22 protein-coding genes are annotated in these 23085 nt (G+C 49.4%); 3 read left to right on the top strand and 19 right to left on the bottom strand.

What is annotated here, in order from left to right; translation table 11 throughout:
• Positions 1-46: 46 nt before the first annotated feature.
• The 10 genes from ACGCCZ_RS00925 to ACGCCZ_RS00880 all read right to left on the bottom strand — a co-directional run bounded on the left by ACGCCZ_RS00925 (position 47) and on the right by ACGCCZ_RS00880 (position 8758).
• Entirely contained in the window at positions 47-1576 is a 1530-nt protein-coding gene (locus tag ACGCCZ_RS00925) for a TasA family protein (protein ID WP_411655063.1), read from the bottom strand.
• 275 nt (positions 1577-1851) lie between these two features.
• On the bottom strand, positions 1852-2445 hold the full coding sequence (locus ACGCCZ_RS00920; protein ID WP_054324950.1) for an Rnf-Nqr domain containing protein: 594 nt from the start codon (positions 2443-2445) through the stop codon (positions 1852-1854).
• Positions 2442-2870, bottom strand: a complete 429-nt coding sequence (locus ACGCCZ_RS00915) for an Rnf-Nqr domain containing protein (protein WP_411655062.1) — start codon at positions 2868-2870, stop codon at positions 2442-2444. The genes ACGCCZ_RS00920 and ACGCCZ_RS00915 overlap by 4 nt, the downstream gene beginning before the upstream one ends.
• The gene (locus tag ACGCCZ_RS00910) at positions 2843-2992 is read right to left on the bottom strand and encodes a hypothetical protein (RefSeq protein ID WP_411655066.1); all 150 of its coding nucleotides are present in this window, start codon (positions 2990-2992) and stop codon (positions 2843-2845) included. Before ACGCCZ_RS00910 ends, ACGCCZ_RS00915 begins: the two co-directional genes overlap by 28 nt.
• Positions 2993-3097: 105 nt before the next feature.
• Positions 3098-4069 (bottom strand): RnfABCDGE type electron transport complex subunit D, encoded by a 972-nt coding sequence (locus tag ACGCCZ_RS00905; protein ID WP_411655061.1) that lies wholly within the window; start codon positions 4067-4069, stop codon positions 3098-3100.
• A gap of 1 nt (position 4070) precedes the next feature.
• Positions 4071-5297, bottom strand: a complete 1227-nt coding sequence (locus tag ACGCCZ_RS00900; RefSeq protein ID WP_411655060.1) for an SLBB domain-containing protein — start codon at positions 5295-5297, stop codon at positions 4071-4073.
• Entirely contained in the window at positions 5294-5935 is a 642-nt protein-coding gene (gene rpe / locus ACGCCZ_RS00895; protein WP_411655059.1) for a ribulose-phosphate 3-epimerase, read from the bottom strand. Before rpe ends, ACGCCZ_RS00900 begins: the two co-directional genes overlap by 4 nt.
• A gap of 509 nt (positions 5936-6444) precedes the next feature.
• Positions 6445-6708 carry a hypothetical protein gene (locus tag ACGCCZ_RS00890; RefSeq protein ID WP_054324955.1) on the bottom strand — a complete coding sequence of 88 codons (264 nt, stop codon included), beginning with the start codon at positions 6706-6708 and terminating at the stop codon, positions 6445-6447.
• Between the two features lie 89 nt (positions 6709-6797).
• A complete protein-coding gene (locus ACGCCZ_RS00885) occupies positions 6798-7103 on the bottom strand; it encodes a hypothetical protein (protein WP_054324956.1) in 306 nt (101 codons plus the stop codon).
• Positions 7104-7459: 356 nt separating this feature from the next.
• Positions 7460-8758 (bottom strand): G5 domain-containing protein, encoded by a 1299-nt coding sequence (locus tag ACGCCZ_RS00880; protein WP_054324957.1) that lies wholly within the window; start codon positions 8756-8758, stop codon positions 7460-7462.
• A gap of 628 nt (positions 8759-9386) precedes the next feature.
• On the opposite strand from ACGCCZ_RS00880, the gene ACGCCZ_RS00875 reads away from it, so the two are divergent.
• On the top strand, positions 9387-9974 hold the full coding sequence (locus tag ACGCCZ_RS00875) for a hypothetical protein (RefSeq protein ID WP_411655058.1): 588 nt from the start codon (positions 9387-9389) through the stop codon (positions 9972-9974).
• A 133-nt stretch (positions 9975-10107) separates the two neighbouring features.
• On the opposite strand, the gene rpsI is transcribed toward ACGCCZ_RS00875, so the two are convergent.
• Both rpsI and rplM read right to left on the bottom strand, forming a co-directional pair.
• Positions 10108-10509: a 30S ribosomal protein S9 gene (gene rpsI, locus ACGCCZ_RS00870; RefSeq protein ID WP_054324959.1), complete on the bottom strand. Its 402-nt coding sequence runs from the start codon at positions 10507-10509 to the stop codon at positions 10108-10110.
• 15 nt (positions 10510-10524) lie between these two features.
• A complete protein-coding gene (rplM, locus tag ACGCCZ_RS00865) occupies positions 10525-10953 on the bottom strand; it encodes a 50S ribosomal protein L13 (RefSeq protein WP_054324960.1) in 429 nt (142 codons plus the stop codon).
• 405 nt (positions 10954-11358) lie between these two features.
• Here rplM and ACGCCZ_RS00860 point away from each other — a divergent pair, with 405 nt between their 5' ends.
• On the top strand, positions 11359-12069 hold the full coding sequence (locus tag ACGCCZ_RS00860; RefSeq protein WP_054324961.1) for a tRNA 2-thiocytidine biosynthesis TtcA family protein: 711 nt from the start codon (positions 11359-11361) through the stop codon (positions 12067-12069).
• 552 nt (positions 12070-12621) lie between these two features.
• On the opposite strand, the gene ACGCCZ_RS00855 is transcribed toward ACGCCZ_RS00860, so the two are convergent.
• Entirely contained in the window at positions 12622-13017 is a 396-nt protein-coding gene (locus ACGCCZ_RS00855; RefSeq protein WP_411655065.1) for a DUF1284 domain-containing protein, read from the bottom strand.
• 8 nt (positions 13018-13025) lie between these two features.
• Entirely contained in the window at positions 13026-13574 is a 549-nt protein-coding gene (locus ACGCCZ_RS00850; RefSeq protein WP_085534328.1) for a biotin transporter BioY, read from the bottom strand.
• A 357-nt stretch (positions 13575-13931) separates the two neighbouring features.
• On the opposite strand from ACGCCZ_RS00850, the gene ACGCCZ_RS00845 reads away from it, so the two are divergent.
• Positions 13932-14804, top strand: coding sequence for a nuclease-related domain-containing protein (locus ACGCCZ_RS00845; RefSeq protein ID WP_054324964.1), 873 nt, complete (start codon positions 13932-13934; stop codon positions 14802-14804).
• Positions 14805-16095: 1291 nt separating this feature from the next.
• Here ACGCCZ_RS00845 and ACGCCZ_RS00840 read toward each other — a convergent pair.
• From ACGCCZ_RS00840 to ACGCCZ_RS00820, 5 genes are all read right to left on the bottom strand, one after another.
• Positions 16096-17133, bottom strand: a complete 1038-nt coding sequence (locus tag ACGCCZ_RS00840) for an aldose epimerase family protein (RefSeq protein WP_143255326.1) — start codon at positions 17131-17133, stop codon at positions 16096-16098.
• A 306-nt stretch (positions 17134-17439) separates the two neighbouring features.
• Complete coding sequence (locus ACGCCZ_RS00835; protein WP_054325018.1) at positions 17440-19323, bottom strand: substrate-binding domain-containing protein; 1884 nt, start codon at positions 19321-19323, stop codon at positions 17440-17442.
• Between the two features lie 64 nt (positions 19324-19387).
• Positions 19388-19864, bottom strand: a complete 477-nt coding sequence (locus ACGCCZ_RS00830; RefSeq protein WP_411655057.1) for a helix-turn-helix domain-containing protein — start codon at positions 19862-19864, stop codon at positions 19388-19390.
• Positions 19774-20589 carry a response regulator gene (locus ACGCCZ_RS00825; protein ID WP_411655056.1) on the bottom strand — a complete coding sequence of 272 codons (816 nt, stop codon included), beginning with the start codon at positions 20587-20589 and terminating at the stop codon, positions 19774-19776. Before ACGCCZ_RS00825 ends, ACGCCZ_RS00830 begins: the two co-directional genes overlap by 91 nt.
• 5 nt (positions 20590-20594) lie before the next feature.
• A complete protein-coding gene (locus ACGCCZ_RS00820; protein WP_411655055.1) occupies positions 20595-22385 on the bottom strand; it encodes a sensor histidine kinase in 1791 nt (596 codons plus the stop codon).
• Positions 22386-23085 lie beyond the last annotated feature (700 nt).

The raw sequence follows: 23085 nt of genomic DNA, 5'->3' as shown, positions 1-23085 counted from the left end.
GTCCCGCCGGGTCATATTCATAGCCTTCCGGCGCCGTTACATAATGTTAGAACTTCGGTGTCATTCTGTGCTTCGCCAACCGGGGTAAAGGTGTGGACTCCTTCGTCAGACCACCATATGTTTTGGAATAGCTCCGATCCAAAAGGATACCTGTTTCCTGATTTCGGAAGTCTACGCGCACCTGATACGCCTCCGGATGCTCCTCCGGGTCCGGATCGGTCGGTTCTGTACTCTCCGGTTTTACATCAAAGGTAATCCTCGTGGGCGTGGCTGTTCCCTCCGCATTGACCGCTACATCATAGGCCTGCGTATCCGGATCAAACACATAGCCCGCCGGAATCGGAGCGGAAATCCGATCCTTCTCTGTCGCCCTGGTCCTTGACGCCGGCGCATTGGGGGCTACAATGGTGTATTCCCCTGGATATTCCAGTGAAACCGTTTCGGTTTGGGTAAGCAATTGACCGTCTACTGTATTTCTATAATACAGCACATACTCAATCGCCTTCGCCTCTTCCGGCACCACCGTGAAAATAACCTTGCCTGGCGTCGCTTCGCCAGTCTTTTCATCCACAACTACATCCGTCTTCTGTTCTGCCGCCTCGGGGCTGTACACATAGCCTTCCGGCGCATCATAGTTCACAGCTGCAATGGTGGTATCGCTCTTTACCGTCTCATTCTGGCTTTTTACCAGGTCACCTTCCGCAGTTCCTTCACGCCACTCGATGGTCACGTTGTCCTCGAAGCGGTCCGGGTCCTCCGGATCGGTCGAGCTGGAACCGCCCTCGTCCGGCTTGCCAGCGCCGGTGTCGTCCATCTGGTAAGCATTCAGCACCAGCTTGCCGTGGAAATGCTGGCCCTGATAGGCGTTGTTCACGGTCTCCGGCAGATAGCCTGCGATCACATAGGTCGCTGTGCCCTGGGCCGGAAGCATCGCCGTCATGTATGTATTGTTCGTCTCTTTCGCTGTGTTGTCCGACGCTACTTTGTCCGGATTTGCCTTAGCCTCGTCGTACGCTGTGTTCAGGTTGACATCCTCAACCTTTGTCCAGGTTTCGCCCACCAGCTTGTAAACAAACACTTTCAGGACCGGCGCCAAACGGTTTACACAATCCTGCATCTTTTCGGGGTCCTGTTTGATCGTAATGTTGTTTTCCGTCAGGATCGGTTCCCCTGCTTCGCAGCCGTCTCCTGCTTCCAAAGATAGCTTTACCTTTGCCGGCAGTGTGCCCTCATTTTTGATAACCACCGGCTTAAAGTATGCCGGCACCGGCGCATAATCCTCGTCGTCCAGGCCCGTTGTATTATCCTGGGTCACATCGTTGACCCATTTTTCGTTGCCATTGGGTTCCAACTCCTTGTAGAAGTTGTCGTACAACATCGGGCGCAGGTTCTCAAACGTGAGATCCCCTTTGTCCGTTTCACCCGGCTTTACACTGATGTCCAGCACACCCGCGGTGAAATTTGCGTTCACCTTTTCCGTGTCCGTAAACCAGGCCATCGTCATGCCTGCCAGCAGACTCAGCACCAGCAACACGGAAACGCTCGACAAAACGACTCTGCTCTTTTTTGTCTTCATTGCTTTTCCTCCGTTTCTTTTTCGTACATCCTCAATTAGGCCGCTATTCGGCCCACGACAATAAGGATTCTATTGAAAAATCCTTATTTGTTATATTATACCATTTATCTTTTTTCTTTGACTTCTTTTGGGAATTTTACAACACACAACTTGCACATGTCATGTGAAATTTAGGATTGAAATTTGTGTATATCGCTCCATTATCCCCTCTTATTCTTCCAAAAAAGAGGAATCTCTCTGCTAAAATCAGCAGAGGGATTCCTCTTCCTTAGAAACTAACCAAACAACCGTCCTCCTGTTATACCGACAAATACCATGGATAGAATTCCAACATAAATCAAAACAGAAGGCAGGCCGCGGAATGCCCTTGGCATATTCTCATTGCGATATCGCTCCAACGCTTCGGAAAGAACAAGCGCTGCTAAAAAGAAGGCCACCCCTGTCCCTATGGCAAAGCCCACCGCCTCGTGTGGCTGGAGCGTAAAGCTGCGCTGCATATAGGGCATTGAAAGCACAATACAGTTGATAGCTGCTGGCGCAAGAACAGCGCCCACCTTATCATAAATCCCTGGGAGAAACGTTTTCATCAAAAATGCCGCCAGTATATACGCCAGTGCGGCACAAAATGCATAGATGGCTGGCCGCATAAACAACAATGTGCTATTGGAAAGCAAAACCGGACCCAAAAAACAAGCAACCAACGCCGAGACCAGTGAGAACCCTCCGACAAACAGGCTGTAAATTCCAATGGTCTTCGGTTTTCGCGCTGCGCGCAGTACACGGCTAAAGCCAATGCCACCCGTAAAGATCAAATTTTCCGCTGTAACGGCTAACAGGGCTGTAAAGCCCACCTCCATCCATGTGTTCATGCGCGTGGTACCTGCCTTTCCGTCTTCTTATTTCTCCGGCCGTCCGCCCACTTGGCAAGGGCAGCGGCAAATCCAAGCAACAGAAATCCAAAGAACGGCAGCGCAGTCCCTTTATCCGCCGCGATATAGGTCCCTACATTGGCGTTCCAAACACTTCCCCTTTGGAGATATTCCCTCAAGCAGGCAAAACCGCACAAAACCACAGAATAGCCGAGCATACAGCCAAAGACATCGGCCAGAACCGCTCGCGCCAAGTGAAATGGTGCATAGTCGTTACAACGGGACAGCAACATGGAATTGCAGACTGTCAGGCCCGCATAGATTCCCAGCGCATTGAGGGAACCTGGAAAAACCTGATCGAGGTACCAAGCCGCTGGAAGATAAGCCCCTGCACTTATCAAAGGACCGCGCCGGGGCGCAACCAATTGGGCACCAACCCTCCGAGAAAGCAACAGATCAACGCTGTAGGCAATGTAATCAGGAATAGCAGAAGCGATAATTGGACAGCTGCACGTAGATTATAACCAGCCGCAACAACCGGGTACAACCCCAAAGCTCCGATCAAAACCGGGTTCTTAAAAACAAACCGTTCGTAAAAATCGTTCGGGTCTCCCGCAAGGTAGACCTCCTGGCAGGACGTATTTGTTCCGTTCTAGCTTTCAACGATCTTCCCTCCCCATCCGCGGGCGGCTGTTGCTGCCCGGTCCAGCAGCGGAGCAACCGCATTTGCCGCCAACACCGCAAAACAGGCGCCTTGTTCGTATGCGCCAAAGTGGCGGAATAGCATCACCAGCGCGCCGCAAAATGCGCCATAAACACACCGTGCTACCGGTGTACGCGGTGCGGTGACTGGGTCGGTCACCATAAAGACAGAGCAAAAAAATAGAGAACCGGACATCAACTCATATTTCACGGAGGTCAACGGGCTGCATGCGATTCTTGGAAAGAGTGCAGCCCCCACAGCCGCTACCAGCAGAAAGAATACAGGGGCTTCCCAGTTGGCGATCCTGCGCAATATCAGGAACAGCCCACACGCGCCGATGACCAGCATGGCAGTCGTCCCCATCGGCCCTACAAAGCGGCCCCAGAGCATCTCCAAAGGTACAATATCCGGTTTCAGCCCTTCTTTTAGCACGCCCGCCGGCGATCGAACCGCAGTATACGTACATTCGCCAAAAGCCGGTAACACCCATCCGGCGGAGGAACTGATATAAGAAAACATGCGTTCCGGCCAACAGATGGTGACAAACGCCACGCCAGCTGCAGCTGGATTGAAGGGAGTGCACCCTGTTCCGCCAAAGGGTGCGCGCACAACGAAAACGGCAAAGAGCGCCGCCAGTGCGGGCATCCAGAACGGTGCGTTCACAGGCATCAGGAGCGCAATAATCAGTCCCGTTACCAGAAGGGATGGGTCCATTTGAATACTACAACGGCGCACCAGGCAGACTGCCACCTCCGCAATACAACATAGCGCCACCGTTCCAAAGGAGGTGACCAGGGGTCTCCAGCCATAGTACACAGCCGGCAATACCAACAGTGTACACAGAGAGAGCGCGACATTCCACATCATCGAAGAAACGCTTCGTTCTTTTCTTAAACAAGGTGTTTCCTGTAAAGAAGGCATTCTATTCGCCCCCCTTTTTAAATTCCGCTGCACGGAGCATCTGTGACACAAGGTCGATTCCGGATGGGCATGCCACGCTGCACGCAGCGCAAGCAATGCAATGTTGTACGTTTACCATCCGCAGAGGATCGGGGTTTTCCCGGGAAAGCTGATCACACACAGCCCACGGCCGAATCCCCCTGGGACAAGCGCGCGCACAGCTTCCACAGCCAATACAAGGGAAGGTTTTCCATCTTGGCGCGCGTTTGAGTGCGACCAAACAACGCGTATCCAGCGTAACCGGAGTGTCCAGATCGGACACCTGCTTCCCAGTGATTGAGGACCCGACAAAACAAGCGCCGGGTGTCCCTTCCCCTCCACAGAATCCCAATAGTTCCCGCAATGCCGTGCCAACAGGTACGCGGACATTGTATGGAGTTGAAACCGCATCGCCGTTCACCGTTACGACCGTCTCTGTCTGTGGGACAGCCTTCTCTAAAAAGTCTGCAAAAGCGGCACAGGCCTGAACCCCAATAAATCCAGTGGTATTTCCCTTGGCATACAGCTCTCTCTTGAGCAACGCACGCGCCGGATAGCGCTCTCCAGCTGGAAACGGCTCGACCGTAGGGCACGCCTCATGAATCCGCTTGCTCTCCTTCCGAGAGCTCGCCGCAATACGCCATTCTTCTGCCCCACATGCCTTTGCAGCGGCGGCTAAGCCCTCCGCCACCCGCTGGGGGTTTTCCCGCAGGACTGCCACTGCGGACGCCACGTAGGGATCATCATCGATCGCATTGCCGAGCAGCAGATTTACACCGCGCCGGCGGAAACGTTTTAATTTCTTATATAGCGGCAGGCCATCAAATTCATCTACGATTCCTGCGGCAGCGGCCGCTGCAATAAGCTCCTCCTGATGCCCTTGCGCCGGTTTCTTTCGCTCCGGAAACTCATATGACCAATCGGGGATCAGAAGGACACAGGTGGTTGGGCCCTTCTGAGCAAGCGTCCTCTCCCGGATCTCCTTGATACTTCCCGCGGCGGGGGCGTATACCGGCGCAGCAAACTGCGGCGCGGAAAGAGGAGTCCCCTTTTCGATCCAGTCCCCCGGTTCCACCAAGCACTCTGAGCGCACGGTACATCCTACCAAGGGAACCCACAACTGTTTCGGCTGAGGAAAGCCCTGTATCTCGTGTTTCAGGGGTTCGTCCCTGTGCGGCTCCAAACGAACGCCGCGCGGTAACCCTATCAAAGGACCACCCCATTCCCTTCTCGAAGGGAGGCGATCGCTTTCGCTGCATCCGGCGCATGGAATACACTGGTTCCCGCCACACAGGCGTCCACGCCAGCCTGTTTTGCAAGAACCGCTGTCTGAGGATTGATACCGCCGTCCACCTCTACGAACACCCCGCGGGATTTGAGAAAACGCACCTTATCCATCATGGGTTCCATAAACGACTGGCCGCCAAATCCCGGTTCCACCGTCATCACCAGAACCATATCAAGCTCGTCCAAAAAGGGCAGCACGGCCTCAACAGGTGTTTTCGGTTTTATCGCGACAGCCGGTTTTGCGCCCCCTTCCCGAATCGCCCGGATCGTCTCATGAACGCTGCTCTCCGCCTCCAGGTGGAACGAGATGATGTCCGCACCTGCCTTTAAAAAATCGTCCACATAGCGCAAGGGTTCGCTAATCATCAAATGGACGTCAAACGGCAGTTTGGTATAACGCCGGATTGCCCCTACAATGGGCGCACCGAAGGTCAAGTTCGGTACAAAATGAGCGTCCATGACGTCCAAATGAATCCAATCCGCGCCGGCCCGCTCCATACGTATGGTTTCTTCTCCCAATTTGGAAAAATCCGAGGACAGCATCGATGGTGCAATCAGCATGACTGCAACCTCCTTTTTTCAATTCCACAGCGGCCGTTACGGCGCCGGTTTTTCTATCTTTCATTTTATCCGAAATTTGTCTTTTTTTCAACCAAACGCGAAAAACGAAGCTGTTGAATTCCGGAATTCCTACTGTGAAAGGAATGGCACCCTCTCAAAATCCCGGTCAAGAAGACTGGCTACCGGGGAAAGGCCTTCCTATGATTCGACACTTTGTAGAGCCATTCCATGCGAAATATGCCGAACCCCACCTTTTACAATCTGTCTTAAAGCCTGGGAAAGCCAAATGTGCGCAGGGCATCAACCCTGCGCACATTTGCCGCCGCGAGCGAACAGACACCAATATCCCGGGGCCAGCTGGACGCCCGGGTCTTGGCCGAACCCGGGCGATCTATCGTGAAGCGGTGGAAAATATATTTGCCCCGCACTCCCATAGTATGCACCCCGGTCCAAAATGGACTGCAAAATCCTGCGAAACTTACAATTGCCATCCGCAAATTTCTGTCCTCTTATCCTTCGCTGTTATCTTTTTTTCGTTCACGGTAATAAGCCATACATAGCAGCACCAACGCCACTGCCATCACGCCGCGGAACGCCCAACCGAGCGCGCCCGCAAACAGATCCTGCTGTAAAATCGCCCCAACCAGCCACCACGCGCCCATTACGAAAAACAATGCCCCTGCAAAATAAAAAATCTTATTCAGCTTCCCAAACCGAAAGACCAGAAGCAATGCCACAATAAACCACATGGCTGCATATAAATAATCCAACAAATCGCATAACCTCTTTTACACCGGACCACAGGGTTCGGGTTTTTTGTTTTTCAGTATACGCCCACCCTGAAATCCTGTCAACCGTTCTGTCAGCCCGCACGTTTCACCTGTCTCGACTGCACGGACGCCCGATGCAGGGCCCGCAAGCGGCGAGTCCGGCGAATGCGAAAGAGATATTCCCGGCGGACACGCAATGTACAACAGAATCCCATCGCCAATTCCAAAATACTCTGTACTCCTGTAAAAAATAAGTTCCCTTGCCCTGCTAGTAGGGAAACCAATCCCATGACCGCCATCATAGCACACAGCATTCGATTCGCGTCTGTCTTCGGTTGATATTGTACAAATAGCGTGCACGCACCGGCAATCATAAGAATTCCTATGAATTCCAACATCCCGTTCTCCCTCCAAAACGTTCATATGTTCTATTTCTTTCCCATGATAACACATATGTTCTGTAAATACAAGAGAAGCCGCAAAAATATTCGAACAAAAGGCCGATCTGCTTTCTTACTGCCGATCAACCGTTTTCTTCGCCGTAGAAAGCGCTCTTCTGTATTCCCATAAATATGTAAAACAAAAGCGCCCCCTAAGGGGCGCCTGTTAAAAATTCCTTTTCGCTGCCGTATATCGAATCCTAGAAGCAACCGTCATTCTGGGTAAGCTCCGCCTTCCCCACAGCAAAGCCGTAGAGAAACCGCTAGCCTACACAGAAAATCGGATTCACGCCATCCTGTGAACGCCTCTTCTACTAGGACAAAATATACAGGTTCATGTTTCGCACGCCAAAGTTTATACACTCATTGTACGTGTCGTAGTACAAGTCCGCAACAATCCGGCCGCTCTTTACACCGCCGCCTGTGTCCGCAGCAATGGCGTAACCATAGACGGTCTTTCCGTCCGGAGAAGCGATATACATTTTCGTACCATACGGAATGATATTTGGATTGACGGCTACCAGGCCCACTGCCGCAGGTTTTCCAGTAGAGGTATATCCACCACCCGTGTAGGCAGAACTGCGCCCAGAGATCACCTTGGAGTACCTAATCGTATTTCCATTGTGATCGGTAAGGGTACCGTCTCCATTGACCACCGCAATACCGCTCTTCGGCTTTGCGCCAACAGTAACAACCTTTGTGACCGGCTCTTTCAACACCGTTGTATGGAGAACGGTCTCCTCAGCCAACTGACCGTCAATAAACTTCTGACGCTTTTCAACGGTCTGGCTGCCTACCTGACCCTCGACTTCCACAATCGTCTTGCCGCTGTCGAGCGTCGCATCCTTTTTTGTTGTCGTCTCATAAGGAATTTCTTCTGTCACTGTAACATCCTGATAAGTCACACGGGATACGACAATTTGCATGCCGTCGCAAACGCGTTCCTGCAGGTTCACACTGACAAGATCATCGGCTCCAAGGGCAATCCCTTGATCCGACAGGGTTTGTTCCACCGTGTTGGACGGAGCCAGCAATTCGCGGGTCTCTCCATCCGCTGTGATGGATACTTCATATCTGCGGGTGACTACGATTTCCGTGTCCTCCGTCACTTTCTCGTTTTCGTCGGGCTCCACCACATCGTTTACACCGAGGGTCACGCCCACCTTTTCCAACACATCTTCCACGTCTTCGCCATAGTAGGCGAGTACCGTATGACTGACATCGTCCGCCAAAACCGTCGTCTCATAAGCACTCTTAACGGTCAGATAGATTGATGTTTCGTCCTCGGAACGGGAGATGTCGTCCATAGGCCCAACTTCAATCTCTGGATATTGAGCCTTTGCCTGGTTCAGGATGTCCTGCGTCCCGCCGCTGGTTGTCTGCAGCGTGTAGGTTTCCCCATTATAATTGAGATTGACGTCGCGGGTGGCAGCCATAACTGTAATCACCGAACTAACCGTGATCGCAACCATCACCAACAGTGCAGTCAGTCTTTTAAATGGGGTTTTGCACAGGAAGCGCTTTGCGTTCTCCACAAATTGCTTCGCATTCTGATTGAACATTGTTTCACCTTTTTCCTTTTCTGCGGCAATTTCGGTTCGTGCCATCACCATTTCTCTGTCATCCTGTTTGACATGGAAAGGCCTTCGACAAAGTAAATAACTTACTATAATTCGGGGATTTTCTCCCCGGCCGCCGCTTCATGGTTATTGGGGTTTGTCAATGCACGTATTATATTCATCCAAACGACGATTGTCAAATTTAAAAAAACAAGGCTTTTGAGCATTATGAACAACTTGAAAAACAAAATATCACACCGTTTTCCTGGGTAGTTTCTCTTTTTCGACCGGTTTTCCCCGCTGATTGGGAAGATTTTGCCCCGATTTCTGTGCAGAATGTAAAAACTTCTGGTTACAAACTTGTTACAAAGGTTTCAAGCCTGTATTTTATGCCTGAAACATGCCGTTCATTCACAAAAAAAGAGACGCTGGACCCTCCAAAAACGGCTTGAGTCCTGACTTTTCAAACGAGCTCTTAAAAAGCGTCTTGTCTCATCCTGGGAGTTTTCCAGGCGAATATTTCCAACCCAATCGCTTGTTTCTATGGATTGTTTCTTCCATTGTGGACGACTTTTTCCACATTTTTCAACCACTTTTCCACGTATCTGAAAAAAGGCCTGTTTTCCTTATATAGGAAGGTCTTTCCCACGCCGGATTCCGCAAACAAGCATCCCTGCCTTATGTGGTCTCCGACAGCTACCACGATGCCTACCACAATGTACCCCTTTTTATGAAAAGAGCTTTTCTGCGTACTTTCTTGAGAAATGGTAAATTTTCTTCTCGAAAAAGAATTTTTCAAGTTAAAACTGCTGACCACTATAGGATTGCAGTGGATACTTCCATTTTATCACCGTGTTTCATCGGACAATCCAACCTTAAAGATTCCACATCGAATCCTCCCGCTATAAAACCGCTCAGCACTGTATATTGGGGCTCTGGTTCGATTTTCCGAACGTTTTCCACTATTTCCACACAGTTTTCCACCGTTGAAAAGAAAAACTTTGTGGAAAACCCGACCTCCTTTTTGCGGTTTTACTCCACATTCTTTGCAGTTTTCCACAGCTTTCCTAAAAAAGCAATGCGATCCCGCAGGCCGAACCATCCGCTTGCATGCAAAATAAAGCTGCCTGCTTCCCAATCCTCCCGCCAATCGGCCGGAAACGATTGTATTTATTATGCAGAAGCAATCGGCTTTTCCACGCAAAAAGCCTCCCAAGGTTCGTTCCCTGGGAGGCCTGCATATTGCTCTAAAAAGACAGTCTCCCATTAATTTCTTTGTGATATGCCTATAGCATCTTCTTCACGGCGGCCGCGGGGGCTTTACCACAATGGCCTCCAGTTCTCCACATAAAAAAGTCCCGAAGACCCATAGGATCTTCGGGATATAGTTCCCAGATAAATAATTATCTCTTGGAGAACTGCGGAGCACGACGTGCGGCCTTGAGGCCGTATTTCTTACGTTCCTTCATTCTCGGGTCACGTGTCAAGAATCCTGCCTTCTTGAGAGAAGCGCGCAGGTTCTCGGAATCATACTGCAACAGGGCACGTGCGATACCATGGCGGATTGCACCAGCCTGTCCCGTTACGCCGCCGCCTGCCACACGGCAGACAACGTCAAACTTCTCATTGGTCTCGGTGAGCACCAGCGGCTGACGTACGATCAGCTTGAGGGTCTCAAGGCCGAAATAATCGTCGATGTCACGATCGTTGATCGTCACCTTGCCGGTGCCCTGGTACAGGCGCACACGAGCGACGGAGCTCTTTCTTCTGCCAGTTCCGTAAAAATAAGGTGCTTTCTCGTACATAGTTCAGTCCCTCCCTTATAACTCCCAGGCTGCGGGCTTCTGGGCGGCATGCTTATGCTCAGCGCCGTCGAACAAACGCAGTCTGGTCAATGCAGCGCGGCCGATGGTGGTGCTCGGAATCATGCCCTTAACGGCCAATTCCATCGCCTTGGTCGGACGCTGTTCCATGAGGGTGTCATAACGGACCGCCTTAAGGTGGCCGATATAACCGGTGTGACGATAATAGAATTTCTTCTCCAGCTTTTTGCCGGTGAGAACTGCCTTTGCGCAGTTAATGATAATGACATGATCCCCGCAATCAACATGGGGAGCAAAGGTCGGCTTATGTTTGCCGCGCAGAAGAACAGCAGCCTGAGCAGCAACACGGCCCAGCGGCTTTCCTGCCGCGTCAATCACATACCACTTGCGGTCGACTTCGCCGGCCTTGGGCATATAAGTGGACATAGCTTTTACCTCCAATGATGTTTCAAAATTCCCGAGCCTATCCCTGAATCGCCGCAAATTCTCCGGCAGCTCAGGGATAGGCTCTTTGCAGGTGCGCAATTCCTTATACAGGTAGACGCTTCCCACAGTGCAGTAATGATCTTACCACACCGGATGCAAGGTGTCAAGAGAAAAAAGCGGATATTTTAATTTAGTTTGCTCAAAGCTTCTGTTTTCTCCCTTTTTGGCCGATTATCTCCTAGAAACTCTTCCGTCATTTCATTTGTTAAAAACCTGTCAAGATAGAACTTCCCTTTTCTTTTTCTCCTGTATCCTGTATAATAGCGCTAAACAAACCGGCAAGTTTTCTTATACATTATATATAGGGATTTTTTGCGGTCATTTGCGTGAGGATGGAGGCACATTATGCAGAAGATTATGGGAGAAATGCGCGCTGCAATGGAGCGATATGAGATGGTCGAACCGGGAGACCGCATTGCGGTCGGCGTTTCAGGCGGCAAGGATTCCTTAGTGCTGCTGAGTGGCTTGGCATCCCTACGCGCATATTACCCAAAGCCGTTTGAGGTGGTTGCTCTGACCATTGACCCGTGTTTTGGTGGAAAACAGGCCGATTTCAGCCCTATTTCTGCTCTGTGCAGTTCCATGCAAGTGGAATATCGTCTGCGTCGTTCTCGCCTGGGAGACATCATCTTTGAAGAACGCAAAGAAAAAAATCCGTGTAGCCTGTGTGCACGGATGCGGCGCGGCATCCTACACAATATGGCAAAGGAGGCCGGCTGTAATAAACTGGCGTTGGGGCATCATTTTGACGATGCGGTCCAGACCTTTTTTATGAATCTTTTCTATGGAGGGAAGCTCTCCTGCTTTTCTCCAAAAACATATCTCTCCCGTAAGGATCTCTGGATGGTCCGCCCCTTAATCTTTACAGAAGAAGCGGCAATCCGGTCAGCCGCACGACGCCATGCACTCCCCGTGGTAAAAAGCGCCTGCCCTGCGGACGGTGTCACCAGCCGCCAGGACACTGCTCTCTTGATCGCCAATTTGGAACACCAGTTTCCCGATCTACGCGCAAAGGTCATGGGGGCGATGCAGCGCTCGCATCTCTCCAATTGGTAAAGAGATCCCCAAAATATGTTCTGGACCACTTGGCTAAAGAACCTTTGCTGTGCAAACGTTCCTGCGAATACTTGTCTACAAGAGGTACGTTTCCCTTTCATCTTATGAATCCCATTGACGATAAACAAAACGGATTCGTTGAACCGGTTCTTTTCAAACTCTCATCCGATGTCAAATTGAATCGACAGTCCCCTTGACTCAATCGTTCCTGCCATAAAAGATTCCCCCAACCTTCCATTCGGTTGGGGGAATTTTTATAGCCTCTTTCCCATGCTGCCAAGATACTGGTACGTTTGATTTTCGCCATGGAAGAATCCAGAATAACGTGCCATTGGGCGGCCTGCCTTTCTTCTGATCGTTAACCGCGGCCTTCCCGTGCCCCCGCTTTTCTATCCCTTTTTGAGCCATCTGTTTTTGACCGCCTCCATGCATTTTTAATCGTTAATCTTTCGGATGGAAAAGCGGGAAACCGCGACAAATATTTATACAAATAGTATTTTATATATTATAAAATTCAGGTTGTTATTATATAATACTATACAATTTGTATTTTTATTGTGAATATATTCGTTTTGTTGTTTCTTGACAAAGCGAAAGCCATTGGCATCCCCTACACACCTGTTCCAAAAGGCCCCTTTCAAGAATCCTCTGCGAAACATGCTTCTGGAACTCTTTCCAGGAAAGCCTTTGTCCCATTTGCAGCCCACAGCATTGCAAAACCGCTTGATCGTAAAGGGAAGGCTTCGGCGAAGATTCACAAGCTCCCTCTTGATTATGTGGGCAACATGCGCAAAGCACGTCCATATCAGCTGTGAGCTCAATTTGTGTTTCAGGCATCGCGCGCAAAACGGCAATTACATGGGTCATATTGGCTACAAATGCGGCGCTATATCCTTTTCCAGTAAAATGCTGGATGCAAAGTCCATGATGGGGACGCAACCGAATCATTTTGGTAATCATGCAGTCACCGTCCCAGTTCTGGACAATGCTTTTTGTAATACCGGTACCAACAATGAGGCCACCACAATTTTTGCCGCATCGCCCGGCAAAAAGGGAATTACGCAAAGGAACAGGGATTCTACAAAGCCTGTATGCGACGAAACTATAAACCAAATCGTCCCCAGCAGATAACACAGTACCAGTCCGCCGATCATACTCAATGCAAGCCAATAGATTTTACCACGGCACCGTGCCGATAGAATTCCCACAAGCCAAGCGGCCGCAATATATCCAAAAATATAACCACCCGTTGGACCGAACAGAATCCCCATTCCGCCACTAAAGGAGGCGAATACCGGCAATCCGACTGCCCCCAATAGCACATATATGGCTTGGCTTATTACACCGCGTTTCGCTCCTAGGACCCCTCCTGCGACAAATACAGAAAATGTAGCTAAATTAATTGGTACAGGCTGGATCGGAATGGCAATCTGAGAAAGTACGGCGGTTAATGCTGCAAATAGTGCGCAAAGCACCAGATTCCGGGTTTTTTCCAGTCGATTCATATATTCTCCTCCATTTCAAATTAATTGTAAACTATAATAAATATTTTAGTTTACAATAGCTGCATTATAAATGTTTTCCAAATAAATGTCAAGTGTTGGAATCTCTTAAAACGCTTTCGGCTCATAAATATCGATCGAAAGATTGTCAAATTATCCCTTTCGATCGTTACACTTTCAAATAGAAAACGCTCGATTGTTCCTAGGAGCGACACCATTTGCCTTTCTCCTAATAAAGATCAAATAGGCAATATCCTTCTTCTCTTATTTCTACCGTTCAACAAAAACATTACTATATCAATCATTTTTATAGCTTTTTTGCAAAATAATGGTATAATTAGTCTAAAGGAGGGGTAAGCCATGTTAGATCTCTTATATATGGAAATTCTGGCCTTTTTATTGATTGCGTTCGTCATTTTTATTGTCTATACGGTAAAACGAAAAAAATACGAAAAAACCGAATACTTTGCTCAAACGCATCATGCATATAGGAAACTTCGCGGGGATAAGGGGTTGCTGGGGGAATATTGCATTTATACATATCTCAAGCCTTTAAAAGGCCACAAGCGCTTCCTCTTTAACTGCTATTTGCCAAAGGAAGATGGAGAAACCACGGAAGTGGATGTGATCCTTTTGCATGAATCCGGTATTTATGTTTTTGAATCAAAAAATTATAGCGGTTGGATCTTTGGAACCGAATCAAAACCATACTGGACCCAAACACTGCCTAAGAAAAGAGGGCGTTCTCAAAAATCTTCCTTTTTAAACCCTATTATTCAAAACAAGGTCCATTTGAAATGGCTCCATACATTTTTACAGGAAGATACACTCCATTTTTACTCGTTCATTGTATTCAGCGACCGCTGTACATTAAAAGAGATCAACCTAACTAGTGACGAACATCGCGTAGTAAACCGCTACAATCTTCTCGCCGAAGTGACGCGCATCTCCCAGGAAATGGCCGCCCAGCTCTCTGTTGATAAAATCGATGATCTCTATGAGAAACTATATCCTCTTACACAGGCCGATGCTGCGCTAAAGGCTACTCACATTGAAAACATCCAAAAAAAGTATTCGGCCTCCCCTTCTGTGGATAAGGGCGAAAAACGCTGCCCAAGATGCGGTGGCAAACTGGTATTGCGGACAGCCTCCCACGGGTCCCGGGCTGGAAAACCATTTTGGGGATGTTCCAACTACCCCAAATGTAAATACGTGCAAAATATGGAGGAGTAATACCGACCTATATAAGGAATCGGTTTCGTGAATGGAGCCGGACCTGTTTCCTTGCAGGCATCCGTTTATATTTTTCCTTGCCCAACAATCAAAATATTCTTTTCCTTTTTGCAGATGTAACGAATAGAAGGGGGTTTTATGGATGTCTCAGGCATTCCGCACATATAAATAATTTCGCTTGTGTGTTAGATGAGATCTTTTTCGAATGGCGTTCTATGCAAAGCAAGTTCTCTTTCTCATGCCCATCTGAAAAAATCCAAAATTTTTGTTATGATGAACCCCTCAGGAGAGTGTCCCAAAAATCATGAAAAGGCTGAAGGATATCCTCTTTTTTAGAAACTCAGATATTTTTCCAACCAGAAGGAGGGCGCTCCTCTCCTACGAATTGAAAAATTCGCAGTTTGGGGACACCCTCTCGTTTTTTTAGGGACCCAGATTTTCAAGCAGAAGAGGATTCCCCTTTCCTGTGAATCGAATGATTCGCAGTTTGGGGACGCCCTCCTGTTTTTTAGGAACCCAGATTTTCAAGCAGAAAGAGGATTCCCCTTTCCTATGAATCGAATGATTCGCAGTTTGGGGACGCCCTCCTGTTTTTTAGGAACTCAGATTTTCAAGCAGAAGGAGGACGCCCCTCTCCTGTGAATCGAATGCTTCGCAGTTTCGGGACACGCTCCTGTTTTTTAGGAACTCAGATTTTCAAGCAGAAAGAGGATTCCCCTCTCCTATGAATCGAATGATTCGCAGTTTGGGGACGCTCTCCTGTTTTTTAGGAACCCAGATTTTCAAGCAGAAAGAGGATTCCCCTTTCCTGTGAATCGAAAGATTCGCAGTTTCGGGACGCGCTCCTGTTTTTTAGGAACCCAGATTTTCAAGCAGAAAGAGGGCGCCCCCCTCCTATGAATCGAAAAATTCGTAGTTTGGGGACGCCCTCCTGTTTTTTAGGAACCCAGATTTTTCAAGCAGAAAGAGGGCGCCCTCTCCTATGAATTGAAAAAATCGCAGTTTCGGGACGCTCTCCTGTTTTTTAGAAACCCAGATTTTCAAGCAGAAGAGGGCCCCCTCTCCTATGAATCGAAAGATTCGCAGTTTGGGGACGCTCTCCTGTTTTTTAGAAACCCAGATTTTTCAAGCAGAAAGAGGGCGTCCCTTTCCTATGAATCGAAAGATTCGCAGTTTGGGGACGCCCTCTTTCAATTCTTAATCCGCAGTACAACGGTTAAGAATACATGGATCTTTTTGGCTTCTTCTTTTATTGGCTATTTCAGCTAATATACAAACAGAACTATTTATCTTATTTACAACAAAAAGTAAATGTCGTATCCTGTGCATAAGGTTCGCCTTTCCGCAATACCGGAGAAGGGAAATTGGTACATGACATTGCATTGGGGAAGTACTGCGTTTCCAAACACAACCCCATATTTTTTTCGTAGGCGATACCGGATTTGCCAACGGGGCCATCCAATACATTCCCGCTGTAAAACTGTACACCGGGCATGGTTGTGCGGACGGTCATCTCAATTCCTGTCTCCGGAGAATATAGAATTGCCGCCAGTTTCTCTCCTTTTTCACCCTGCAAAATAAAGTTGTGATCGTACCCTTTCCCATTCCGAAGCTGTGGACAATCCACACCAATGTCCCGCCCGATTTCTTTGCTCTCACGAAAGTCGAATGGAGTGCCCTCAACTGGAAGGATTGTTCCAGTCGGCAAACAATTTTCGTCGTTCTCCGTAAAGGACAAAGCTGGTATCTGGAGAAAGTGGTTTAGAATCGTGCCTCTTCCCTCTCCGGAGAGGTTAAAGTAACAGTGATTGGTCAGGTTCACCACGGTATCCAGATCGGTTTCTGCGCGATACTGCAAGCACAAACGATTGTCATCCGTGAAAGTATAGGTCACATATACATCCAGATCGCCGGGGTACCCTTCCTCCCCGTCCGGCGAAATCCGGTGAAAGGTCACGGAATTTCCCTCCGTTGTGGCATCCCACACCCGTTTGTCAAAGCCGCAAAGTCCGCCGTGCAGATGGTTCGGCCCATCGTTGACTGCCAGATGATACTCTGTCCCGCCAAGTGTGAAAATACCCTTTTCAATCCGGTTTCCATGTCTTCCAACGACCGCGCCGAGATACCCATTGTTCTGTTCATATTCCGCCAAGGTGCGATAGCCCAGACATACGTCTGTCAAGCGGCCTTCCCGGTCAGGCACTTGAATCGATGTAATGGTACATCCATAGTTCATCACGGTGACGGACGCCCCGCTTTGATTTTCGATACGAAACCGGTAAACCGGAGTTCCGTCCTTTCTTGTTCCAAATCGTTCCTGTGTAATCATGTTTGTATTCTCCTTATTTTAATTGCCAGTAAGCTGGCTCAATGATTTTCCCCCTGCGTGAGAACATCTGTCTGTATATCTATGGGAAGAGCCCGCTTGTCTTTTTGAAAGTCCGAGAGGTCTCTTGTCCAGACATTTCCGGACAGCCTTGGGTGGATTCCTTGCCTGCAGTCTTTGTGCTGCTTCCTCCTGCTTTGCCGTTTCTCATCCGCCTAAGCTCCATCGGGGCCTTTTTAAAGTCGTACCGCTACCGCCGATTTCCCTTTGTAATCACACTAAAAATCGGCAAAGCAATGCTTTTTATAATCAATATTTTCTGCTTCGGATATACTTCTGTGCGTTTTCCTGTGTGTAAACCTTTTCATCTGTAATGATACGCAAGGGCAATTCTTTCCCCGCCATCAGATCTTTGATCGCCTTCATCAGCTGGGGGCCCAACAAAGGGCTACATTCAACCACGCAATTCAGCCGGCCGTCAATCAGCGCTTCAAACGCCGATCGCGCGCCGTCGACAGAGATCAGCTTTACATCCACACCAGGCGTGATCCCGTTGTTTTCCAACGCCTCCGCCGCGCCAAGCGCCATGTCGTCGTTCTGTGAGAAAATCACATCGATGTCCCAATCATGGGAATTGATATACTCTTCTACGACCTGTTTCCCACCCTCATAGGTGAAATCTCCACAGGACGAATAGACGATGTCACAATTCGGGTATTCCTGCATAACCTCTTTGAACCCTTGGCTGCGTTCTTCCGATGGGGAGGCCCCCACCGTGCCTTCAATCTCCATAATACGCACGCACTCCTCCGGGTCCTCCATAGTCTCTGCTACCCAACGCATGGCGCGCCGCCCTTCCTCCAGGAAGTCGGCCCCAATAAAGGTCATATACATGTCATCTTTCTTTGTACTGACCTTTCGATCGGATAACAAAACCGGAATGTCCGCTTCTTGCGCCTCTTCTAGTATCTCATCCCAGCCACTGTCCACCACCGGGCTTAAAACAATGACATCGACATCCATCTCAATGAACCGGCGCAAGGCTTCGATCTGCCGCTCCTGACTCTGGTTGCAGTCCTCATAAATCAAATTGATTCCAAATTCCTTTGCAGCGGTTTTGATCGACTGTGTGTTGGCCAGACGCCAAGCGCTCTCTGTGCCAACTTGGGCATATCCTACGTCAATGATCTTATCGGGTTCTTCATAGCTGCGGTTGAGGCCCGCCTCATACGCATCGGCATTTTCCTTTGTAACGCTATGGCTGCGAAGAATCACCTGTTTGGGAACACCACTGACCTCCTGCAGAATCTCCAATGCATACTGAACTGCCTCCCTGCCGCCGGTCGGGCAGGTGATCGTCTCATCAATGATTCCACGCCTCACCAAGTCGATTCCGCGATTTTCACCGGTAAATCCATCGACCCCGACGATGCGGATATCCTCGTACCCCAGCTGCTCCAAAGCACGGGACGCTCCCAAGGCCATGTAATCGTTGTGAGCAAAGATGGCGTCGATATCCCGCAAATGCGTGCCGTATGCCCGAACGATGTCCTCCGCCGAATCGCGCGATTCACTGACCACGTGTACCTGCTCGACCTGAATATCCCCTGTTTCATCAATGATACTGCTAAACCCTTCGCTTCGGTCGATGCTGGCCTGTGAGGCGGAGCTTCCGCAAAGTTCCAGCACCGTTCCCTTGCCGTTCAACATCTGAGAAACAGACTTACCCGCCTGCTTCCCGATCAGTTCGTTATCGGGACCAATAAACAGGGAATAATCGTACCCTTCTACCACACGGTCAAGAACAATCACGGGGATGGACTGGTAGACGTCGCTCACCACCGGAGTGACCTTCTTGACATCGCAGGGGGACACGATCATCAGATCGACCCCAAAATCCAGCAGTTTTTGTATATCTGCTATTTGCTTTTCACTGTTGTCGGTTGCATCCGTGATGACCAGACGGACGTCCGAATGTTTCGCCGCCTCTTCTCGAATCTCCTGTGTGAGTACAAGACGCCACGGTTCCCGCATATTGGCTTGTGAAATACCGATCACATACGAAATCTGATCGGGTTGTTTCTTGGCCACACATGCCGAACAGAGGGAAAAAAGCAGTGCAAAAGTCAAAACACATGCACAGGCAATCTTCCCAATCCGCCGGCCGCCGATATTTTTAAACCATTCCCTCATGCTGTCCCCCTACTCCCCAAACGTATATATTCCCTGATCCGCATTTCCAGTGGGAATTGTCTTTCTATTTCTTCTGTAGGCTCTTTTTATACTCCATCGGGGAAACGCCCAAAACCTTTTTAAAAGCACTGCTGAAATAATGCTGGCTGGAATACCCTACGGTCTCGGCAATCTCATACATTTTACGGTCGTCATCCCGCAAAAGCTCGATTGCCCTGCGGATACGAACACGTGTGATATAGTCCATAAAGGTAATTCCGGTACTCTGTCGAAATACCCGGCTCAAGTGTTGTGGAGAAACGTGCGTATAGTCCGCCGCATCCGTCAGGGAAAACTCTTCCCTTGCAAAATTTTCTTCTATGTATTTCTTTGCATCGCGCACCAACTGCGGCGTCTCTAAAAGTGCACGCAGGTCTTCGGCCGCGCCCTCATAAGAGGCCGGCAGGCCCCCTAACTTTTCTCCCCGCGCCGGGTCAAAAAGGCATCCACCGGCAGGTGGGTCTGCAAAAGGTTTTTCAATTGTTCCCCTGCGGCCTCCCACTCCGCGCGCGGCTCTCCGGATGATATAAGCACCAGTTCGCCGGCTGGATTTCGGCAGGTGGATACTGGGCGGAAGGGTTGGAACACCTCCCGTGCCATATTCTCCGCTGCATAAAACAGGAGATCGTCGTCCCATTCACCTCCGATTTCAGCATTGTCCTTATCTTCCAGGTGTACCAACGTCACACCAAACGGTTCTGGGATTTCCAGATCGAGCGCCGCTGTACGTTCCTGTACCTCCGCCTCTGTAAGCCGGCCATCCAGCCAGCCCTCCAGAAATTCCGCGATCATTGCAGGGCGGTTCTTTTCCACCAGCTTCCGGGCAAATTCAAGATATTGGGCCTGTTTTTGCCGGCGGCCAAGTTGTTCCTTCGCCTTGTGCAGAGCGCCGTAAAAGGTATCTTCCATAATCGGCTTCAGCAAATAGTCAAAGACGCCCAACCGCAGTGCCTTTTGCGCATATTTAAAATCGTCATATCCAGTGATTACAATAATCAAAGCATCCGGTTGTACCGCCTTCAATTTTTCAATGAAATCCAATCCGTTTAAGAACGGCATATTAATATCCACAAAGAGCAAATCCGGGCGATACTCCATTGCCTGATCCAAAGCCATTTCTCCATCTTCCGCCTGCGCGACCACTTGAATCTCTGGATCTTTCTTTAAAAAATAGGCAATCCCTCTTCGAATGATTTCTTCATCATCTGCAATCAGCACCTTATACATCCCCATCACTCCTCATCGAATTTCTTTGGCCTTTGATCCAAAGGCAGCGTAATCGTCACACGGGTCCCTTCGCCCAGTGTGCTCTCGACATGTACGCCGTATCCCTCTCCGTAACAGAGTTGGATGCGCTCTCGGATGTAGAACAGCCCAAAGCTCTTCTGCTCATCCAACACACTGCGTTCACTCATCCGCCGGTTGATTTCGTCCACCTTTTCCTGGGGCATCCCCGCGCCGTCATCCCGCACAGTAAAGAGCAGGTTCCTCTCCACAGGTTCTCCTGTAATATAAATCGTTCCTCCCCCTCGCTTCGCCTTGATGCCGTGATAAATTGCATTTTCCACCAAAGGCTGTAGGATCAATTTCGGCACCTCGATGGAATAGAGGGATTCGTCCACCTGGATCTGGTAGTTCAATTTGTCCTTATATCGAATTTTTTGAATGTACAGGTAATTGGAAACATGCGTGATTTCCTCTTTGACACTGATAATATCCTTGCTGTGACTCAGGCCGATGCGGAACATATTGGTCAGCGCATCCACCAACCGCACAATGTCGTCCGCTTCGTAGTCGCGGGCCATCCAACTGATGGTGTCGAGTGTGTTATACAGGAAATGCGGCTTGATCTGCTCCTGGAGGGACTTCATCTCGGCTGTACGCTTGTTTTTCTGTTCTACGTAGACCATTTGAATCAGGTCGTCAATGCGTGCAATCATATGGTTGAAACTCTGTCCCAATTCGCCGATCTCATCATTATTGCGCCCATTGAACCGAACAGTTAGATCTCCGGATTCTGCCTGCCGCATCAGGCGCTTTAACTTAAAGATCGGGTTGGTGAGCGTCCGAGTCAATTGGAAGGACACAATCACCACCAGCACCAGAGAAATAATGACACAGGCCAGAAGAATGTACACAATGGTATTGACGCTGGACATCACTTCATCGAGCGAAAACACCCCCACAGTACGCCATCCTGTATAAGGAGACAGTTCACTTCGGATTTGGTAGCTGCCGCCGCCAATCTGCACCGACATGGGCTCCGCAGACCGGAACCACTTGGGATTGACGCGGTATACAATCTCATTGACGGGCGTGTATACCATATTGTCCTCCTCGTCGATGACAAAGACAAAACCTTCTTCTCCAATGGTGATGCCATTGATGGAACTCTGAATGATGTCATGCCGGATGTCCAGCAGAATGACCCCCAGCACCTCGCCGGTGTCCGGATTTTGGACGGCCTTGGCCAGAGAGAACACGTCGTCGATGCTATAGCTGCGGTTGGTCACGATATTTCGGCCTGTCACCACGCTGATGAGCTGGATTTCCTCCGGGTTTTCCACAGCCTCACGGTACCACTGTTCATTTTCGAATGGGTCGCGCGAGATACGCGACATCCCTGTGCTGACATAAAGGTCCTCTTTTGAAGCGATTAAAATCCCCGCCACCTCACGGTGCGAGTTTGCAACATTTTCCAATATAGAGCGTATATAAGCGGTTTCGTCCCTCCACCCTGGGGCATCATCCGATCGCATGTTAAAAAACGGGGTGTCCCGCACCTCCAGCTGGACATAATTCACCATCTTTTCAATGGTTTCGACATATACATCCATGGAATTGCTCACCTGATGAATCATCTGTACGGAGTGTTCCTCTGCCGTTTTCTGTGCATGATTCAGAAATACGATTCCGCTGACAATCGAAAAGATCAGGAAGGGGATGAGCGCCACAACAATGTTGGACAGGATCATTCTGGTCCGTAAACTGACATTCAGCACTATATCCCGTATTTTTTTCAATGCATCTCCCTCGCTTTCTCTTCGAAATATTTTCGACTTTATAGCATGGTTCTGTCAACAATCTTTTTTGCCGGCCTCTTAAACCGGCCGCTGCTTTTGGTTGATCTATTTGTTTCGCATGGAATCCCTTGCATTCCATTCAAACGGTTTGGATGCGCTTTCTGTTCTTCGCACCATGGGCGCTAAGCCCTTCTTTTAAGGCCCCGAGGTTCCTTCCCACGCCACAGGGCATATTTTCTGAAACTTTGTGCCATCCGGGAAAGTTCTCTAGGTCATGCCAAAAGTCCTTCTTCGATGGCTTTCTCTCTCAAGGAAGCGGTAGTTATAATTATAAATAGAAAGAATCGATGGACTCTCCCTTGCCGCATGCCTATCCCTGACATATGCAGATAGCGCCCAGATAAACGGGCATTCCCTTCCATATCGCACTCCCCTGTACGGCCACCCGGCCTCCCGTTGAAAATGGAGCGCCCGCTAAAAGGGACGCCGCCAGGAGCGTTCGATACAGGGCCGGCACTTTGTGGTAATGGGATGCCTTTTCCTCCGGTCAAATACCATTGCATGCGAGCCAAGACATATGCAGATAGAACCCAGATAACCGGGCATTCCCTTCCATATCGCACTCCCCTGTACGGCCACCCGGCCTCCCGTTGAAAACGGAGCGCCCGCAAAAAGGGACGCCGCCAGGAGCGTTCGATAC

This window comes from Anaeromassilibacillus sp. SJQ-1 (genome assembly GCF_046693725.1).
Lineage (GTDB): Bacteria > Bacillota > Clostridia > Oscillospirales > Acutalibacteraceae > Anaeromassilibacillus.
The sequence above is the reverse complement of the archived record's forward strand: the minus strand, read 5'-3'. Positions and strand labels throughout refer to the sequence as shown.

Excerpts from the sequence above, each read along its gene's own strand:
- ACGCCZ_RS00925 (WP_411655063.1), bottom strand. The coding sequence starts at position 1,576 with ATGAAGACAAAAAAGAGCAGAGTCGTTTTGTCGAGCGTTTCCGTGTTG.
- ACGCCZ_RS00920 (WP_054324950.1), bottom strand. The coding sequence starts at position 2,445 with ATGAACACATGGATGGAGGTGGGCTTTACAGCCCTGTTAGCCGTTACA.
- ACGCCZ_RS00905 (WP_411655061.1), bottom strand. The coding sequence starts at position 4,069 with ATGCCTTCTTTACAGGAAACACCTTGTTTAAGAAAAGAACGAAGCGTT.
- rpe (WP_411655059.1), bottom strand. The coding sequence starts at position 5,935 with ATGCTGATTGCACCATCGATGCTGTCCTCGGATTTTTCCAAATTGGGA.
- ACGCCZ_RS00885 (WP_054324956.1), bottom strand. The coding sequence starts at position 7,103 with ATGTTGGAATTCATAGGAATTCTTATGATTGCCGGTGCGTGCACGCTA.
- ACGCCZ_RS00880 (WP_054324957.1), bottom strand. The coding sequence starts at position 8,758 with ATGGTGATGGCACGAACCGAAATTGCCGCAGAAAAGGAAAAAGGTGAA.
- rpsI (WP_054324959.1), bottom strand. The coding sequence starts at position 10,509 with ATGTACGAGAAAGCACCTTATTTTTACGGAACTGGCAGAAGAAAGAGC.
- rplM (WP_054324960.1), bottom strand. The coding sequence starts at position 10,953 with ATGTCCACTTATATGCCCAAGGCCGGCGAAGTCGACCGCAAGTGGTAT.
- ACGCCZ_RS00860 (WP_054324961.1), top strand. The coding sequence starts at position 11,359 with ATGCAGAAGATTATGGGAGAAATGCGCGCTGCAATGGAGCGATATGAG.
- ACGCCZ_RS00855 (WP_411655065.1), bottom strand. The coding sequence starts at position 13,017 with ATGATTCGGTTGCGTCCCCATCATGGACTTTGCATCCAGCATTTTACT.
- ACGCCZ_RS00850 (WP_085534328.1), bottom strand. The coding sequence starts at position 13,574 with ATGAATCGACTGGAAAAAACCCGGAATCTGGTGCTTTGCGCACTATTT.
- ACGCCZ_RS00845 (WP_054324964.1), top strand. The coding sequence starts at position 13,932 with ATGTTAGATCTCTTATATATGGAAATTCTGGCCTTTTTATTGATTGCG.
- ACGCCZ_RS00840 (WP_143255326.1), bottom strand. The coding sequence starts at position 17,133 with ATGATTACACAGGAACGATTTGGAACAAGAAAGGACGGAACTCCGGTT.
- ACGCCZ_RS00835 (WP_054325018.1), bottom strand. The coding sequence starts at position 19,323 with ATGAGGGAATGGTTTAAAAATATCGGCGGCCGGCGGATTGGGAAGATT.
- ACGCCZ_RS00825 (WP_411655056.1), bottom strand. The coding sequence starts at position 20,589 with ATGTATAAGGTGCTGATTGCAGATGATGAAGAAATCATTCGAAGAGGG.